Origin of the sequence: uncultured Desulfosarcina sp. (assembly GCF_963664155.2) — a bacterium.
Taxonomy (GTDB): Bacteria; Desulfobacterota; Desulfobacteria; order Desulfobacterales; family Desulfosarcinaceae; genus Desulfosarcina.
Map to the genome: position 1 here is coordinate 3,126,909 of NZ_CAXXXH010000001.1, position 16,822 is coordinate 3,143,730.

14 protein-coding genes are annotated in these 16,822 nt (G+C 56.9%); 6 read left to right on the forward strand and 8 right to left on the reverse strand.

The window, feature by feature from the left end; translation table 11 throughout:
- Window positions 1–111: 111 nt before the first annotated feature.
- The 6 genes from ACHZBS_RS14280 to ACHZBS_RS14305 all read right to left on the reverse strand — a co-directional run bounded on the left by ACHZBS_RS14280 (window position 112) and on the right by ACHZBS_RS14305 (window position 7,822).
- Window positions 112–540, reverse strand: a complete 429-nt coding sequence (locus ACHZBS_RS14280; RefSeq protein ID WP_319407188.1) for a cell envelope biogenesis protein OmpA — start codon at window positions 538–540, stop codon at window positions 112–114.
- 15 nt (window positions 541–555) lie between these two features.
- Window positions 556–2,355, reverse strand: coding sequence for a putative Na+/H+ antiporter (locus ACHZBS_RS14285; protein ID WP_319407189.1), 1,800 nt, complete (start codon window positions 2,353–2,355; stop codon window positions 556–558).
- 6 nt (window positions 2,356–2,361) lie between these two features.
- Entirely contained in the window at window positions 2,362–4,920 is a 2,559-nt protein-coding gene (locus ACHZBS_RS14290; RefSeq protein WP_319407190.1) for a hypothetical protein, read from the reverse strand.
- 7 nt (window positions 4,921–4,927) lie between these two features.
- A complete protein-coding gene (locus tag ACHZBS_RS14295; RefSeq protein ID WP_319407191.1) occupies window positions 4,928–5,836 on the reverse strand; it encodes a serine/threonine-protein kinase in 909 nt (302 codons plus the stop codon).
- 8 nt (window positions 5,837–5,844) lie between these two features.
- Window positions 5,845–6,858, reverse strand: a complete 1,014-nt coding sequence (gene amrS, locus ACHZBS_RS14300) for an AmmeMemoRadiSam system radical SAM enzyme (RefSeq protein WP_319407192.1) — start codon at window positions 6,856–6,858, stop codon at window positions 5,845–5,847.
- Window positions 6,859–7,021: 163 nt separating this feature from the next.
- A complete protein-coding gene (locus tag ACHZBS_RS14305; RefSeq protein ID WP_319407193.1) occupies window positions 7,022–7,822 on the reverse strand; it encodes a methyltransferase domain-containing protein in 801 nt (266 codons plus the stop codon).
- A gap of 186 nt (window positions 7,823–8,008) precedes the next feature.
- Between ACHZBS_RS14305 and tsaA the strand changes: the two genes are divergently transcribed.
- The 4 genes from tsaA (at window position 8,009) to ACHZBS_RS14325 (ending at window position 13,732) form a co-directional block, all read left to right on the forward strand.
- On the forward strand, window positions 8,009–8,431 hold the full coding sequence (gene tsaA / locus ACHZBS_RS14310) for a tRNA (N6-threonylcarbamoyladenosine(37)-N6)-methyltransferase TrmO (protein WP_319407194.1): 423 nt from the start codon (window positions 8,009–8,011) through the stop codon (window positions 8,429–8,431).
- 211 nt (window positions 8,432–8,642) lie between these two features.
- A complete protein-coding gene (locus ACHZBS_RS14315; protein WP_319407195.1) occupies window positions 8,643–11,144 on the forward strand; it encodes an AAA family ATPase in 2,502 nt (833 codons plus the stop codon).
- A gap of 222 nt (window positions 11,145–11,366) precedes the next feature.
- On the forward strand, window positions 11,367–12,719 hold the full coding sequence (purB, locus tag ACHZBS_RS14320; RefSeq protein WP_319407196.1) for an adenylosuccinate lyase: 1,353 nt from the start codon (window positions 11,367–11,369) through the stop codon (window positions 12,717–12,719).
- Window positions 12,720–12,721: 2 nt separating this feature from the next.
- Complete coding sequence (locus ACHZBS_RS14325; RefSeq protein ID WP_319407197.1) at window positions 12,722–13,732, forward strand: GNAT family N-acetyltransferase; 1,011 nt, start codon at window positions 12,722–12,724, stop codon at window positions 13,730–13,732.
- A gap of 69 nt (window positions 13,733–13,801) precedes the next feature.
- On the opposite strand, the gene ACHZBS_RS14330 is transcribed toward ACHZBS_RS14325, so the two are convergent.
- Window positions 13,802–14,098 (reverse strand): hypothetical protein, encoded by a 297-nt coding sequence (locus ACHZBS_RS14330; RefSeq protein ID WP_319407198.1) that lies wholly within the window; start codon window positions 14,096–14,098, stop codon window positions 13,802–13,804.
- Window positions 14,099–14,502: 404 nt separating this feature from the next.
- Entirely contained in the window at window positions 14,503–14,973 is a 471-nt protein-coding gene (locus ACHZBS_RS14335; protein ID WP_319407199.1) for a hypothetical protein, read from the reverse strand.
- A 281-nt stretch (window positions 14,974–15,254) separates the two neighbouring features.
- Here ACHZBS_RS14335 and yeiP point away from each other — a divergent pair, with 281 nt between their 5' ends.
- Both yeiP and ACHZBS_RS14345 read left to right on the forward strand, forming a co-directional pair.
- On the forward strand, window positions 15,255–15,827 hold the full coding sequence (gene yeiP, locus ACHZBS_RS14340) for an elongation factor P-like protein YeiP (RefSeq protein ID WP_319407200.1): 573 nt from the start codon (window positions 15,255–15,257) through the stop codon (window positions 15,825–15,827).
- Between the two features lie 13 nt (window positions 15,828–15,840).
- A complete protein-coding gene (locus tag ACHZBS_RS14345; protein WP_319407201.1) occupies window positions 15,841–16,746 on the forward strand; it encodes an HD domain-containing phosphohydrolase in 906 nt (301 codons plus the stop codon).
- Window positions 16,747–16,822 lie beyond the last annotated feature (76 nt).

Below are 16,822 nucleotides of genomic sequence, written 5' to 3' on the forward strand. Positions count from 1 at the left end.
TCTGCGGGTCGAAAAGTTGAAACGGGTCATCGACTATTTTTTATTTTGGTGAAATCCGGCCGAAAATACACGTTTCAGATCCAGTTGTCACCCGGTTTTTGAAACTGCCTGCTACTGCCAACCGATCACTTCATATCCCCTTTCCCTGAGGCACCGGTTTACGTAATTTCTGAAGACCGCATCCGGCTCGTCAGCATCGATCGCGCCGCTCACGGCGCCGGCCGTGGCACCTCCGGCGGCCCCTGCCCCGGCAGCCCGGCCTACATTGCCGCCCAGGACGGCTGAAACCACAGCGCTGATGGCCGCCCCGAGAGTCGCCCCTTTTACGGCTCTGCCGCCCACGGTTTTGCCGGCGTCATTTTTGACCCCGTATTCTTTGGCCTCGGCCATGCATTGGTCCGCATCCGCCCGGGCTTGGGTCTTTCCGACCGTCTGGAGATGATCGTTGGGATAAAACACCGGGCGCTTGGCACTGCAGGCCGATACCATCAGCAGGCTGCAGAAAAGCATCCCCCATTGACCTGTCCTGGAAACCTTCATGATGCGCCTCTCTACTTAAAAAATGAGAAAAGTCAGCCACAAAATGGCAGTGGGCAGGGCGGCTGCCAGCAAGATGTTAACGGGTGACACTTCTTCATCGAAAAAGGATTTGAGGATGCTCAGACCGGCGGGGTTGGGGGCATTGGCGATGATGGTCAATCCGCCGCCGGCCACGGCCCCGGCCACGATCGAATATTTCATTGCGTCTGAAAAATCGGGGACCAGGGTGCTCAGGAAGGTGATGGCCGCATTGTCGTTGAATGCCGTCAGAACGGTTGCTCCCACCATCAGGGGGATTTCGGTCAAGTTGCCCAGCACCGGTTCGATCCACCAGCCCTGGAGGCCGCCGTGGATCACCAGGCCGCCGAGAAAAAACCCCACCAGCAGGGCCGGTTTCAGGTTGAGTTGGTTTTGATAGGGGGAGGTGACTTGGGCGAACCCCAGGAAGAAAAGCAGCCCCGGGATAAAAAACGGTGGATAGTGGGCATTGATGATGGTCCACCCCATGAAGGCGATATGCGCCAGGGTCACCCACAGCGGCACCGGGTCGTCCCGGTGATCCCAATCCGGGTCTAAAAACGGCGGGCGATCCTCCGGCGGCAGGAGTCCGGGCAGGGCCCGGCGCATGCGTCGAAGCTGGATCTCCTTGTTGCGCTCTTCAAACGCCCGGCGGGCCAGATCCTGATCGATGCCTTTGCCTTGCAGTTCGGCCAAGGCCCTGACCTCTAAACGCTGGGTGAGTTCCCGGCCGACATCCTTCATCTGCTCGGAAAAAGTGCTCATAATATGGAAACGATTATCGAGCCGTTCGATGCACTGGTCCAGCATGTCTTCAACATCTGCACGTTTGAGATAGCGCTGTTGGATTTCATCCTTGAGGTTGTTTATGGCAAAAGACGCCTGAAGGGTCTTCAACTCACTGCGAAAAATGAGAAAATAGCTCAGGTTGGCCGCAAGCATACCCAATACAGCCTTCCATCCGAAATGGGTCAGCATGAACATCGTGTCCCAATTCCAGGGCGTTGCCACCATGAGCACCGGTGGCGCCGCATAACTGGTCAGGGTGCCGCCCACGGAAATGTTTACGAACAGCAGGCCCAAGGTGGCGTATTTGAATTTAGCGGAGGGCGACAGGGCATAGAATTTGTCGGCCAGCAGCATGGCGGCAATAGTCATGGCGGCCGGTTCGGTAATGAACGATCCCAGGATAGGGCCGATGGTCAAAATGGCCCACCACCAGGCGGTGAGGGTCCCGCCCAAAAGGTTGGCGATTTTCCACATGAACCGTTCCGTGACTTTCAGGATCGGGCGGGTGGCCGCCAGGGTCATGATCACCACGACGAACATCGGTTCGGTGAAATTCACCTTGTACAGAATATAGCTTTTGGCCGTGGGCCAATCGAAAAACAACACGATGACGCCCACCAGGGCAGCCGCCCAGATGCCGAACACCGCCTCCACCTCGCCCAGAAAATGGAACGCTTCCGCACCCAGGTGCACAGAATCCCGCGGCGCCAACCCCTGCTTGATTTTCTCTTCGTGATCATGGGACCACCGGTGGGCGATCGCCATAAACCGGCCGGTAAGGAAAGTGTGGATGATGGCGCACAGGAAGATGAGCGAGGCCACCAGATTGAAAGGCGTCTGACGGATGCGGTGGTCCAGGATGCCGATGATGCTGCCCAGATCACCGTCCCCATAGCTTTCCAGGCTGGGAGGAAAAACCGGTGCATCGGCCGGCGGTCCGCCGGCGGCCAGGACAATTCCGGAAACGGTAAGGGCCATTAAAAAAAAGAAAAGGACACGGGAGCGCATGTTTATTTACATGAAGGATTGAATATTTTTCAAACGGTTGGCCATGTCCTGCAGCCGGCCCGACATCACCCGGATAAAGCTTTTGCCGTCCGGTGTGTGTTCACCGTCGAAGCTGATGGCAATGCCGGCAAATTTGAAATCCACAGGGACACCGTTCACATCGATAGGTTCGTCCTGGAGGGCTTTCATCACCCGGTTCAGGGCTTTTTTGGAATCCTCGCGGTTGATCAGCGGCAGCACCGCCACGATGGTATTCTTGCCCAGCTGACCGACGATGTCCACCTCGCGGAACGTCTGGGACAACAGGGCCAGCACGGTTTCCATGAGGATTTCGTTGTTGATGGCACCGGTCGGCACCTTTGACCGGGGTCTGATCTTTACCATGGAGAAGGCCAGGGCGGAAAAGGAGTAGTCATAGCGGTTGGCCCGGGCGATCTCCTTTTCCAGAATAAAGGCCATGGCGCTGGCTTTGATCACGCCGGTGGGCATGATCCGGTTGGCCTCTTTTTCCTTGATCAGCTGCTTCTGATGGGCAATCTCATCCTGGATTTTTTTATAGTTGTTCTCATCGATCTCACCGGCCTCGACTTTTCTTCGGACGATCTTGAGGATTTCCCCCAGCTCGTCGTGCTCGCTGACGCTCTGCTCCAGGGTCTGGAGAACACTGAGAACTTTGTGGGGTTTTCCGTTCCCTCCGCCTTCACCGGGCTGGCCCTTGGATTTGATCCATTCAGCGCGCATCTGGTCCAGGACGGTTTCCATCCGGGCGTTGAGGCGGTCTTCCAGCTTGGCGATCACAACGCCTCCCACATCCATCTTGCCCAGCTGGCTGACAATAGTCGACTCGATGCTTCCCACCACCTTTTTCAGATGCTCGGGATCGTCCTTTTCCTGCGTCTGGTCCATGGCCATCTGGCCGCCCATCTGCTCCACGTAGCCGGCCAGAATATCGGCGAGCACATCTTCGTCCCCGCTGCCTTTGCGGATCTCGGCGGCCAGGTAAATCAACTGGGCCGCCTGCTCGGGATTATTCTTGAATTCCGCGATCAACTGATCCCCGTCCACACCGATCTCTTCGCCGCTCTCTTGGAGAATATTGGCCAGGCCCTCGCTCTGCAGTTCCTTGCCCAACGCCTGGATCAGCTCCAGATACTGGGTGTGGGACATGCCCTCCTCCAACAGGGTCGTTTTAATTTTGGGCAGCAGCCGTTTCAGTTCGCCGGCCTCGGGTACGAGCCGCCTGAGGATATGGGCCATGCGCGCAGGTGTGATCTTGCCTTGCTGGTACTCGTCTCTCACCAGTTGGATGAGCACCCGATCAGTGAGCTCATTGGCATTTTCCAGGATGGCCGCCTCGTTTTCATAGGCGACGCCCAGGGCTTTCTGGGCTTCGATGCCTTCCAACAGCTGCTTTTTCATATCGAAGACGGCACCGGCCAGATCGGCAATGGCCACATCGCCTTTGCCTTCCAGGTGCTTTTCCACTTCGAATCGCATCACTTCCAACTGCTGAAACAGCAGGTTGCCGTGGCCGCCCGTCCCCGATCCGCCGGGCCCTCCCGCACCGCTGCCTGTGCCGCCACCGCCGCTGCCTGGGCCCGTTCCCGTGCCGGCGCCATCTCCGGTTCCAGGGCCAGATCCTGTCCCGCCGGCTCCCCCCGGTCCGCTGCCCGTACCGGCGCCGCCCCTGCCTAAACCCGTTTCCGTCCCGCCACCATCTTCGGTGCCGGTTCCTGCCTTGCCAGGTCCGTCCCCGGTTCCACCCGGTCCCCAACCGCCACCCGACCCGTCTCCGGATCCGGTTCCCGGGCCGCCGCTACCGTCTCCAGCCCCGGTTCCCCCACCTGAGCCGCCGGTACCGTCCCCGATGGCGCTGCCGCCAACCGATCCCGCCCCCCTGCCTTCAGCTGAAACCTGCTCCAGGTCTGCCTGAATCATATTCTTGGATACGGCCCCGGGATTGGCCATGAGGGATTCGATGTTCAGGGTTTTGGCGAACTCCTCGGTGAGTACGCTCTCCAGAAGCGTGTCCATGAACATCTTGCGGGTTTTGGCCTCGTCTTCGGCGGCCAGCATCTGGGGGGTCAGGTCTTTCAGTGCGTCCCGGGCGATCACCTCATCATCGTCGGTCACTTTTTTGTAACGCACGTGGTTAACCTTGATATTGACGACCCCCCGGGCAAAGATTGCCTTTTTGAATCCTTCGGCCCCGGAATATTTGCTTAAGTTGCCAAACACCTCCAGAAAGACCTTGATCTCCCGCCGTTCAAGACCGGGTTCAATGGAAATGGATTGAATGCCGTTGGTCTTGAACAGCAGCGCCAGGCGTCCCACATTGAGGCGGGAATCCAGCGGCTCTTCATCCACGAAAAATTCCTCGCGGTTGAGAATGAACACCACCGGCGAGATGATCTTCAGCAGGTTTACGGCGCCTTCGTAGAACATGTCGATGGATTGTTCCACAAACGGATGGTTGGGCTGATACATCATGGAGCGATTGAACAGGAGGGCGATGGTCCGACCGAATTGGGAGAGCTGATTTTTCGTTGCGGCATCAAGTGGCATGGTGTCCTCATCTGGCTGAAGATGGTGTCGGCAATTTTTGCGAAAAGCGTTCCAGTTGCGATGCGAACTCCCGACAGGAGTCGTATCGCTGATCCCGGTCAAAGGCCAATGCCCTGAACAGGATCTCATCCAGGGTTCGGTTGGCCACGGGATGGACCTCAGATGGCCGCTGCCGGAAAATCCGGTCTTTCAACGCCAGCTTCATCTTGAGCAGATCCATGGCCGTCCGGTAGGGCGGGTAGGGCAGCTTGGACATGAGCATTTCGAGCATCATCACTCCGGCGCTGTACATGTCCGCGCGCCCGTCAACGGTTCCCGATAGAATCTGTTCCGGCGCGATATACATGGGGGTGCCCAACAGCAACCGGTCGCTCTTGCTCGTGGTTCGCGAAACCCGGGCCACACCGAAATCAGTGATCAACGGCCGCTTGGAATGCGTTTCGATCATGACGTTGTCCGGTTTGATATCACGATGCACGATGTCGTTGTCATGGGCATATGCCAATGCATCGAGGATTTTCAGCATCAGGGAAAGAATGGTCGGAAGCGGCATAAACCGTTTGGAAGGGACGATATTTTTCTGGGTTCTCCGAATGTAGTAGGACAATTCGTTGCCCTTGACCAGCTGCATGGTAAAGAAGAGGAATTCCTCCGTTTCGCCCACCTCATAAACGGGAATGATGTGGGGGTGCATCAAAATGGCTGCCGACTCGGCCTCCTGCTGGAAAAAAGCGGCGGTTTTTTCCGTCAGCAGGGATTTGGGAAGGATCTTGACGGCAATCTGCCGTTTAAGGGTTTTCTGGAAGGCCACGAAAACGGCGGACATGGCGCCATGCCCGATCTTTTTCAGCAATACGGAGGTGCCCACCTGCTGGCCGACCAGATGATCCAGATTGAGCTTTCCGATGGTTGACATAATTTCCCTTACATACCGATGCCCGCTATGACCGTCTGGCAGCCGCTGCACCGGCCATTTCGCACCCGGTTGTCCATAATCTGAAACCCACGGCGGGCGATCACGGTTTTCCCGCAACCGGGACAGAGGGTGTCTTCGCCGCCCTGTCCGGGGATGTTGCCTGTATAGACATACTTCAACCCGGCGGCAATTCCGATTTTTCTGGCCTGCATGAGGGTTTCCACCGGAGTCGCGCCTCGATCCGTCAGCTGGTAAGTGGGGTGAAAACGGCTCACGTGCCAGGGGGTTTCGGGACCCAAATCCGTGGCGATAAAGGCAGCCAGCTGGGAAAGCTCCCTGGGGTTGTCGTTAAGCCCGGGAATGATCAGGGTGGTGACTTCCACCCAGACCTTCAGGGTTTTCAACCGCCGCAGGGTTTCCTTCACCGGTTCCAGCCTGGCGCCGCACTGCCGTTTGTAAAAATCGTCGGTAAAGGCTTTCAGGTCCACGTTGGCGGCATCCAGCCAGGGGCTGATCCGCTCCAGCGCCTCGGCGCTCATGAACCCATTGGTTACGAATACATTTTTGATGCCCTGGCTGTGGGCCAATTGTGCCGTGTCGCAGGCGAACTCAAAAAAAACAGTCGGTTCGGTATAGGTGTAGGCGATGCTGGCACAGTTCCGTCCCTGGGCGGCCGCTACCACCTGCTGCGGGGTCGCCGCATCTCCCGCCACCATGCCGTCCCGGTCCGCAGGCATCTGGGCGATGTCCGCATTCTGGCAGAACCGGCATTTGAAATTACAGCCCACCGTGGCGATGGAAAAGGACCGGCTGCCGGGCATCAGGTGGAAAAGCGGTTTTTTCTCGATGGGGTCGTCGCCGGCAGCGATCAGGCGCCCGTATACCCGTGTCTCCAGAACACCATCCCGGTTTTCCCGCACCCCACAGATTCCCCGTTTGCCGTTGCCGATTACGCACATGTGGCTGCACAGCCGGCATCGGACACGTTGGTTTTGCAGGGTTTCGTAGAGCCAGGCTTCCATCGGGGGCGGCTCCTTTCCTTTCGGGGTCTGTTCCTGGCCATGGGGTCTGCGGGTCCAAAACAGAATTTTTTAATTTAGACAGTTATTTGAATCTTTTGTCAAATGATTCTCACCAAATTCGGTCAATTATTAAACCGAAAAGGGGATTGCCATTTCCAGCCGGCTATTGCCGGGAATCGTCGAAACCATTGGATGGGGCCATGCCGGAACAGCCGGCCGCACCGGCTACTATGCGGCCGACTTTTTTGGGCTTGTATTGGATGGCCAGGGGACGCGTGCGGAACCGGGGCACCAGGGTGACGACCATACCGGCGAAGGTCCCGAAGGGGAAGCGCTGGACCAGGCCTGATCCTTCGATATGCTTCATCCAAGCTCCCCAAGGGCCGGGAAACTGGCAGACGGTCCGCCAGCACACCGGGACCGGCCCCATCAACTCCCGGACCATGCTTTTGATTTCCCAGACGCTGAAAAAGTTGGCTCGGTTGTAAATGGTCGGGGTGAATATCCCTTGCACCCGCCGGCCAATGCCCGTTAGGGCGTAGCGGTTCAAAAATCCGATAAACACCCGGTCCTTGGCCACCCGAAAGGCTTCTGCCAGGGCCTTTTTCGGATGGTCTACAAATTCCAGGCAGGTAAACAGGCAGGCATGGTTGAACGAATTGTCATCAAAGGGAAGATCTTCGGCAATTCCGCGATACAGGGAGACGCGATTGCCCAGCGTTTCGGACAAGATATCCAGCATGTAGGGAGAAGGGTCGATGCCTGTCACGTCGAGGCCCTTCTCCAAGAGCGGTTCGATCGAGGCTCCGGTACCGCAACCGATGTCCAGCACCGATTCCCCGGCGACCGGATCCAGCATCCCCAGCATGAGGCGGCTCTCAAGGTCAGCGGCAAAGCGGTTTTTCCGCTTTACAATCCACTGGTCGTATCGTTTGGCATCATGAAAGTCGAAAATATATCCCATGAAAATAAGTGTATTTAATTACAACAGGTTAATCAAGTGAAACCTTTTAAACGGCTGTGGTAGCCAGGTCATTCAATGCCCGGTTGATCCGGTGTCCGGTTTGATTAGTCTATAATATATTTCTTGATCATCGGGTTGCAAGTTGATTGTATGAAACCTTCCTTCACTATTCACGAGGAGACCGCCATGAGCGACTCGTTTCAGGTGCATCCCATCGGCTGGGTTGGCAAGGAAGGCAATGAGGTGCGCATCGACCTCGAAACCGATTTCCAGGACGGCCTTCTGGGGCTGGAGGGTTTTTCGCATATCATCGTGTGCTACTGGTTTCACGAAAACGATAATCCGGAAGACCGCCGCCGGCTACGGGTACACCCGCGGAAAAACCCTGCAAACCCGCTTACCGGCGTTTTTGCCACCCATGCCCCGGTCCGCCCCAACCTGATCGGCATGTCGACCTGCCGGGTGATCTCCGTTACCGGGACCACGATCCGCATCGATGCGATCGACGCCCGCAACGGCACGCCGGTGATCGATATCAAGGGTTACCTTCCCGATCCCTTGAAACCATCGGAGATCCGCGTGCCGGATTGGGCTACGGGGCCACGGTAAATATTCAATCGGAAGAGCCAATTTCAAAACACCCCATTTCGGCCAATATCGGCGTTGGGCTCACATTTCAATCCTCAACGTAGCGCGGCTGCGCCTGGGGTGAAATGATCGCCCGCCTTGATCTTGACCGAACTAAGTCGTTTTGAAACAGGTTCGGAAGAAAATCACTTTCCCATTAACTGTCCGGATAGACGCGACGGCCACTTTTCTCATGCAACCGCCAACAATCCTTCAAACCGGCACCATTACCGAACGACTGCGCGGGATCGTGGATCGCGTCACCTATCATAATGCCGATAACGGCTGGTCTGTCCTTCGCGTCTTGCCGTTCGACAACCCCCACCAGCAGGAAACCGTAATTGTTCACCAGACCCGGGTATTTGCCGGTGCGACCATGGAATTTACCGGCGCCTGGACCGTCAACCCCAGATATGGCCGTCAATTCAACGCCACCCGTGCCATGGAACTCAAGCCGGCCACCAGCGCGGCGCTGGAAAAATACCTCGGATCGGGGCTCATCAAGGGCGTCGGCCCCAAGACGGCAAAAAAAATTGTCGGGTACTTTGACAAGGAGACGCTGGACATTTTCGAAGGGGATATCGAAAGGCTTACCGAGGTTCCGGGGATTGCAGAAAAAAAGCTGGAGACCATCAGCGCGGCGTGGATCGAGCACCGAGCCGTCCGCGAGGTCATGATGTTTCTCCAGTCCCATGGGATCAGCACGCTGTATGCCGTCCGGATTTATAAAACATACGGGGACCAGGCCATCGCCACGGTCACCGAAGACCCTTATCGGCTGGCCAGGGATTTTTACGGGATTGGTTTTTTTTCAGCGGACAAGGTCGCCCTGAGCATCGGTTTGGCCGCCGACAGCCGGCAACGAATCATGGCGGGAATCAGCCACGTGTTGGCCGCCAGCAGAGATTTCGGCCACTGCTACCTGACGGAAGCGCAGATCCGGGTGCAGACCCATGACCTGCTGGCCTTGGACGTGGTCGACCGTTTGCCCGCACTGCTCAAGGATATGGAGACCGGCGGCCTGCTGATGGTGCGTGGGCGAGAAGATCCCGAAGCGGGCACCGAGCGATGCTATTACTCAAAAACGCTGTATTTCGATGAGTTGGTTGTGGCCCGTAAGATTGCCCGCATGGATAGCCCGGTCCCCATCGACATGGATTGGGTGCGGCGCTGGATCGGCCGTTACTGCCGGATCAGCCGCATCCGTTTGAGCGATGAGCAGGCGGCGGCCGTTCAGGGCATCGTAGGCAGACAGTTCTCCGTGATGACCGGAGGTCCCGGGGTGGGCAAGACCACCACGACCCTTGTTCTGGTGAAGCTGCTCGAAGCGCTTCACGCGCGCGTGTTGCTGGCCGCCCCTACCGGCCGGGCCGCACAGCGGATGACCGATGTCATCGGCCGGGAATCCAAGACGATCCACCGGCTGCTGGAATGGCAGTTGGGGCGGTTCAAGAAAAACGAAGAGAACCCCCTCGATGCGGATTTTCTCATCGTGGATGAATGTTCCATGCTGGATATCAGCCTGACGGCGTCATTGCTCAAGGCGGTTCCGGAACGCGGACAGGTCCTTTTTATCGGCGATGCCGACCAGCTGCCTTCGGTGGGCGCCGGCAATGTCCTGCGGGATATCATCGCTTCCGGCAGGGTCCCTTCCTTTCGATTGACCCGGATTTTCAGGCAGGCGGAGCAGTCCCTGATCATCAAATACGCCCATGAGATCAATCGCGGAGGTATGCCGTATATCGACTCTCCGTTTAAAAAGCCGGAGATCTGGACCAGCGGTGCCGATTGTTTCTTCATGGATTCGGATGAAGCCACCCAGGATCAGCTGCGTTTCGTGTCCAGGGTGAAACGATTTTATGATGCGCGCCCGTCCTCCCCGGAAGCGGGTGGTGAGGATAATCTTTATGAATTCCGCATCAGCGAGACGGTCGTCCCTTACGAGACCGAACTGACGATTCCCAAAAAATTTGAACATGTCAATCCGGACCAGGTGGCCCGGGCCGGCAATCGAATCGAAGAACTGGTTTCCGTCCTGAAAAAAATCCACCCCTGGTCTTCACTGCACTATGGGCTTTCTGCGTCTGACGTCATCAAGAAATTATACCTGGAATGGATCCCGAAATATCGCGGCCGGGACTGTGAAATCCAGATCCTTTCCCCCATGACTCGGGGCAGTCTCGGCACCCTGAGTTTGAATGCGATGATTCAGGAGGCGGCCAATCCCCCAGCAGCAGGAAAACAACAGCTTAAGGTGGGTGAACGGGTCTTCAGAACCGGAGACCGGGTCATCCATCGCAGGAACAACTACGATCTGGGTGTGTTCAACGGTGACATCGGCGAGATCGTTCAGATCGACAACGCGGCGCTGACCTGCACGGTCTCTTTTTTTCCGGACAGCCGCACCGTCGACTATCAACGGGACGATATTGTCGAACTGGACCTGGCATACGCCATTACGATCCACAAATCCCAGGGCAGTGAATTTGAAGTGGTCATCCTTCCGGTGCTCACCCAGCATTTTAAGATGCTCTTCAGGAACCTCCTGTACACTGGCCTGACGCGCGCCCGGCGGCTGGCGGTGCTGGTGGGCACCCGCAAAGCCATGGCCATGGCGGTGAGAAACCAGGACACCAGCCAGCGGCAAACCGCCTTGAGGGATCTGTTGGCCTGGAGACAGAGGACTGAATCCTGAGGTGGGTGGTCAATGGTTCGGATGGTGGGGTTGCAGGCTATCTCCGGTTTGACAATGTCGGGCCATTTTTCTATAAGCGGCCTGGACGATATGCCATCCGGCCACCGATGATCACCGGTTTATCCAAGATCGATAACAGGCATTCAATGGACCGTGATGCGCATCAATGAATCGAGAGAGATTTTTTTCGCTTATTTTTCCGCCTATAATTGAGGAGGCCCCATGACACTTTCTCCCCTGACTGCCGTTTCCCCGGTGGACGGCCGCTACCGGAGGGCCACCGCCGCCCTGTCCGACTATTTCAGCGAAGGCGCCCTGATCCGCTACCGGGTCCGGGTGGAGATCGAATACTTCATCGCCCTGTGCCGGCTGCCCCTGCCCCAACTGGCGAATATCGAACCCGCGGCATTCGAACGCCTGCGGGAAACCTGTCAAACCTTCACCATGGACGATGCGGCCGAGATCAAGGAGATCGAAAAGACCACCAACCACGATGTCAAGGCGGTAGAGTATTTCGTCAAAGCGACCTTTGACCGGTTGGGCCTGTCCGCCTACAAGGAATTCATCCACTTCGGCCTCACTTCGCAGGACATTAACAATACGGCCGTGCCGCTCTCCCTGAAGGAGGCCTGGCACGCCGTGATGCTGCCGGCGCTGGAATCGACCGTGGCCGAGCTGACGACCATGGCCAGACAATGGAAGCCGGTGCCCATGCTGGCCCGGACCCACGGCCAGCCCGCCTCCCCCACCCGGCTGGGGAAGGAAATTTACGTGTTCGTGGATCGGCTGACCCAACAGATGAAGCTGCTGGCGGCCGTCCCTTTCGCCGCCAAGTTCGGCGGCGCCACGGGCAATTTCAATGCCCACCACGTGGCCTATCCGGACATCGACTGGATCGCCTTCGGCAACCGGCTGGTCAACGACGGGTTGGGGCTGCACCGCTCCCGGGTAACCACCCAGATCGAACACTACGACCATCTGGCTGCGTTCTGCGACGGCGTGAAGCGGATCAACACCATTTTTCTGGATCTTTGCCGGGACTTGTGGACTTACATCTCCATGGACTATTTCAAACAGACAATCAAAAAGGGCGAGATCGGTTCCTCGGCCATGCCCCACAAGGTCAACCCCATCGATTTCGAGAATGCCGAGGGCAACCTGGGCATTGCCAATGCCCTGTTGGAACACCTTTCTGCCAAGCTGCCCATCTCCAGGCTTCAGCGTGACCTGACCGACTCCACGGTGATCCGCAATATCGGGGTGCCGCTGGGTCACACCCTTATCGCCCTCAAATCGCTCAAGCGGGGGCTGGACAAACTGATTCTCAACGAAGACGCGTTGAAAAAAGACCTCGACAACAACTGGGCCGTGGTGGCCGAAGGCATTCAGACCGTATTGAGGCGGGAAGGCTACCCTGAACCCTACGAGACCCTGCTGGCGCTGACCCGCACCCACGCGGTTATCGACCGGGCCGCCATCATTGCGTTCGTCGGCACGCTGGATGTGTCCGAGCCTGTTAAAAAGGAACTGCTGGCGATTACGCCGGAGAGCTATACCGGCATTCACGATTTTTGACCATGCCCAAACTTTATCTGAAAGAGTACGCACGCGCCCTTGCCGGCAGGGAGGTTTTCATTGCCTGTCGGGAGGGCATTCTGCGCGATCACTTTCAGGATATCATCACCGACATCAAATTCCTGGTTCGCCACGGCGCCCGGACCGCCCTGCTCCACAACATGCCCAACCGTTTTGCCAACCAGAAGCTGGTCGTTCAGCTGGAGCGCCGGCTGCCGGCTACCGGCATTGTCCGGATTTCCCCGGAGATTGATTTTTACGAAGCGGTGCTCGATCATCGGGAATCCATGTTCAAGGTCATTTTTCTGGAGCGCCGGTATCTCATCGACCGCCAGGCAAACAAAATCAACGCCATCACCACCGCCCGGGTCCGCGAATCGATGGAGGATTTCGGTGATCTGATCGCCAACGTCAACTTCAAAGGCGCCATGGCGTGCATCTGCAGGAAGATCGAGGCCGGGCAGTGTGACCGTGTGCACATCCTGGCGGCGGGCAAAAATTCCATTAAGCACGAGCTCTTCACCGTGGAAGGGGCGGGCACGCTCATCGCCAACAACTTCCAGGAAGATTTCCGTCAGGTGCGGACCGATGAAGAGGTGGCCCTCGTTCACCGTATTCTTGAGATGTACAAGCGTTCGGGTTTTTTGAAACCGCGTACCAAAAGCTACCTGAACAAAAATCGGCAACGGTTTTACGTCACCGCCATCGACGGCATCGTGGTGGGCTGCGTCGAGCAGAAAATCATCGACGCCCGGACCGTGGAAATGGGCGCGTTGGCCATCTCCACCCGCTTTCGCAACCAGCGGGTGGGGGTGCATACGGTAAAATCCTTCATGGCCTTGATGAAGTCGCAGGGATACACGCGCTTTATCTCCCTGACCAACAACCCCCGCCTGGAAGCGTTGTATACCCAGCTGGGTTTCATCCAGGAGAGCCGTCCGGAATACCGGCAGAGGCAGGAACAGAGCCCGGATGTGAAGATGTTCTGTAAAATCGATGACCCGGTGGGTTGAACAACGCAGGTGATCCGGCAGCATCCGGTATGCGTTTTCCGAACACCGCCGGACCCGAATGCAACGGGGTTAGGCCAGACCAACCATTTTTAGCGCTTCCTGGGCACTGTAGTGAATCTCGGCCGTGAAGTTAAAATCCGGTATGCCGTAGAAGGATATATATCGGTTGGACACATATTCCATTGCCAAGGCCAATTTGGACTCCTCCACTTCAAAAATTTCCAGCCCATGGGTTCCTTCCATTTTTGCTTTGACAAAAGGACCGATCAGCTTCATGTAACCCGGCACCGGCGGCAGTTCTATAAAACGCTTGCCGATGTCCTTGGCCGTTTCCGGCTTGAATTTGATGGTTCCCACAATTACCATTTTAAACCTCCTTTTTCTCTGGACGGCAAAAGCCCTACTCCTGCCGCCATTAGGCCATTCGTCAGCCTTGCAATGGGCCTTCAGGTGGACCGTTCCGCCTGAAGGCCGGACATCGGCAATTTTATGGGACCACTATTCATCATTGTCACTCCTGAACGATATCATGCTTCATCAAACGTGCAATCGAAGCGGCGGGTGCGACTTGCATGGGGGGCGGAAACGGATCGAGATATGCGACAACGGCCAGTCCGGACACCTAATCAACAACACCGACTATAGGTTTGGTGCGGATGGCCTGTAAACCCTATAAAACCACCTAACCCTCCATGAGGGTATATACGGGGGGCTTCCGGCCTGCGATCATCCGCTTGACGATCAGGTCCAATGCAATACTCAACCGGTTGTTAATCACGGGTCTGCGTCTGGCCTGTAATTTGATCCAGCGCGCTTTTGACCCCCGCCAGGATCTCCGAGCGAAGTTCGGGGATATCCTTAAGTTGTCGCATGATGTCAATCAGGGGGTCCCAATTGTAGGAAGGGGCATCCGGATTCGATTTGTCACGGGTGTTGACTTTATCATGAAGGTTTCCCTCCAGGTACAGCAGGCGGTAGTATCCTTTTTCGGCCCGGAGTCCCGCTTTGCCCGGGGGGCGATTTTTGGGTGCTCGGACGTCGATGGCGTTTTTAAAGGTGGCGGCGATCAGTTCAAAAAGGCGCGTTTGCTGTTCAGGGGTTAACGCGGCCTGCTGCAGTTTTTCGAAAATGGGGTGATCGTTCAATGTTGTCCTCAACAACTCCTGATGATTGGCATCCAGATCCTTTTTATGTTCACGGGCAAGGTCTTGCGCCGTATTGCTAACATGGTGCTTCACCATTTAAACGTCAACTGTATTGCCCTGGACTTGGATAAGCGATATAAGGGAACCAATTTCAAAACGCCCCATTTCAGCCAATATCGGGGTTGGGCTCATATTTCAATCCTCGACGCAGCGCGGCTGCACCGGCGGGTGAAATGATCGCCCGCCTTGATCTTGACCGAACTGAAACGTTTTGAAACAGGCTCAAGGGGCTTGTTTTTTAATTCGGAGCAACCAACGGCCCGGATTCGACCCGCTGCCCCTACCCTCAGCAATGACGATGTCACAGGAGAACGACGATGCCCAAAGCCAGCAATCTTCAAAAAGGCCATATCATCAATATCGACAACCACCCTTACCAGGTCAAACAGATCGATGTCCACACCCCGTCGGCAAGGGGGGCCAACACCCTGTACAAGGTCCGGTACGCCTCGCTGATCACGGGGCAGAAACTGGACCAGACATACAAGGGCAACGATACGCTGGAAGAGATGGCGGTGGACAAACGCCGGGTGAGTTTTCTCTTCCGGGACCAGAGCATGTATACCTTCATGGACAGTGAAAACTACGAGCAGCATACCCTGTCCGAGGAAACCCTTGAAGGGCAGACCCAGTGGCTGATTGACGGCCTGGAAGGCATCACGGCGCTGCTCAGGGACGGTCACCCCCTGTGCATCGAACTGCCCCAGACCATCGATCTGGAAATCGTGGACACCACTCCGGTGATCAAGGGTGCCACAGCCACCAACCGGAACAAGCCCGCCACGCTGTCCAACGGGATATCCGTGATGGTGCCCGAATATATGACTGCAGGAGAGGTTGTGCGGGTGAACACGGAGACCGGTCAATACATGGCGCGGGTAAAAAGCTAAAAAGGAGCAACCCATGCCGGACTGCCGACTCACTCACTCGGTAACCGATCGAAAGGGCAACCTTTTGATCGCCGCCGGGACCTGCCTGTCCCCCCAGGTCATGGAAACGGTTGTCAGCGGGCGGGCGACTGCCATGGAAAGCTGCCGTCTGCTGGACTACCGGCAGGTCAGGGCCGATCTGCTGGGTTTTTTTGCCGCTTCCCCCTACGACCTGATTTTCTTAGAGACCCATAGGCAGGAAAGACTGCTTGAAATCGCCGGGGATGTCGTTCTTCCCGAACCGGTGTTGGAATCGCTCTATCATTTTCGCGAGCTGGATTTTTATACGTATCGCCACACCTTGCTCGTCTTCGCCCTTTCCATTCTCATCGCCCGGGAACTGATCGACGACCGGGACGCCCTGCTCCAGGAAGTCATGGCCGGGCCTACCCACGATATCGGCAAGCTATGCGTCCCGCTGGAGATTCTTACCAAGGAGACGCCGCTTACCACGGCGGAGCATGCGCACCTCCGACACCACGCGCTGGCCGGCTACGTGCTGCTGAGCTACTACTTCCAGGATCCTGGGACTTTTGCCGCCGAGGTGGCCCGGGACCACCATGAACGTAAGGACGGCAGCGGATACCCGTTGGGCATTTCCATCGACAACCAGATGATCGACATCATCATGGTCAGCGATGTATATGACGCCTTGATCTCACCGCGGCCTTACCGTCCGGTTTCCTATGATAATCGCACCGCTCTGGAAGAACTCACCCGCCAGGCCGATGCCGGCATCATCAGCGAAACCGTGGCCCGCGTCCTCGTGGCCCTGAACCGGCGATCCCAACCCCATTTCAGCCGGTGTGTGGTCTCCACTGAGCGCCGAGGAAGTCCACCGTCGAAGAATGTGTATGGGATCATCGAAACAAAAGAGTAAAATCGATGGGCAGGGTGCCGCGGTCTATGCGGCAACGGGTTGTCCATATCATTGATTCAGCGGCGAAATGCACCGG

Excerpts from the sequence above, each read along its gene's own strand:
- ACHZBS_RS14280 (WP_319407188.1), bottom strand. The coding sequence starts at position 540 with ATGAAGGTTTCCAGGACAGGTCAATGGGGGATGCTTTTCTGCAGCCTG.
- ACHZBS_RS14285 (WP_319407189.1), bottom strand. The coding sequence starts at position 2,355 with ATGCGCTCCCGTGTCCTTTTCTTTTTTTTAATGGCCCTTACCGTTTCC.
- ACHZBS_RS14290 (WP_319407190.1), bottom strand. The coding sequence starts at position 4,920 with ATGCCACTTGATGCCGCAACGAAAAATCAGCTCTCCCAATTCGGTCGG.
- ACHZBS_RS14295 (WP_319407191.1), bottom strand. The coding sequence starts at position 5,836 with ATGTCAACCATCGGAAAGCTCAATCTGGATCATCTGGTCGGCCAGCAG.
- amrS (WP_319407192.1), bottom strand. The coding sequence starts at position 6,858 with ATGGAAGCCTGGCTCTACGAAACCCTGCAAAACCAACGTGTCCGATGC.
- ACHZBS_RS14305 (WP_319407193.1), bottom strand. The coding sequence starts at position 7,822 with ATGGGATATATTTTCGACTTTCATGATGCCAAACGATACGACCAGTGG.
- tsaA (WP_319407194.1), top strand. The coding sequence starts at position 8,009 with ATGAGCGACTCGTTTCAGGTGCATCCCATCGGCTGGGTTGGCAAGGAA.
- ACHZBS_RS14315 (WP_319407195.1), top strand. The coding sequence starts at position 8,643 with ATGCAACCGCCAACAATCCTTCAAACCGGCACCATTACCGAACGACTG.
- purB (WP_319407196.1), top strand. The coding sequence starts at position 11,367 with ATGACACTTTCTCCCCTGACTGCCGTTTCCCCGGTGGACGGCCGCTAC.
- ACHZBS_RS14325 (WP_319407197.1), top strand. The coding sequence starts at position 12,722 with ATGCCCAAACTTTATCTGAAAGAGTACGCACGCGCCCTTGCCGGCAGG.
- ACHZBS_RS14330 (WP_319407198.1), bottom strand. The coding sequence starts at position 14,098 with ATGGTAATTGTGGGAACCATCAAATTCAAGCCGGAAACGGCCAAGGAC.
- ACHZBS_RS14335 (WP_319407199.1), bottom strand. The coding sequence starts at position 14,973 with ATGGTGAAGCACCATGTTAGCAATACGGCGCAAGACCTTGCCCGTGAA.
- yeiP (WP_319407200.1), top strand. The coding sequence starts at position 15,255 with ATGCCCAAAGCCAGCAATCTTCAAAAAGGCCATATCATCAATATCGAC.
- ACHZBS_RS14345 (WP_319407201.1), top strand. The coding sequence starts at position 15,841 with ATGCCGGACTGCCGACTCACTCACTCGGTAACCGATCGAAAGGGCAAC.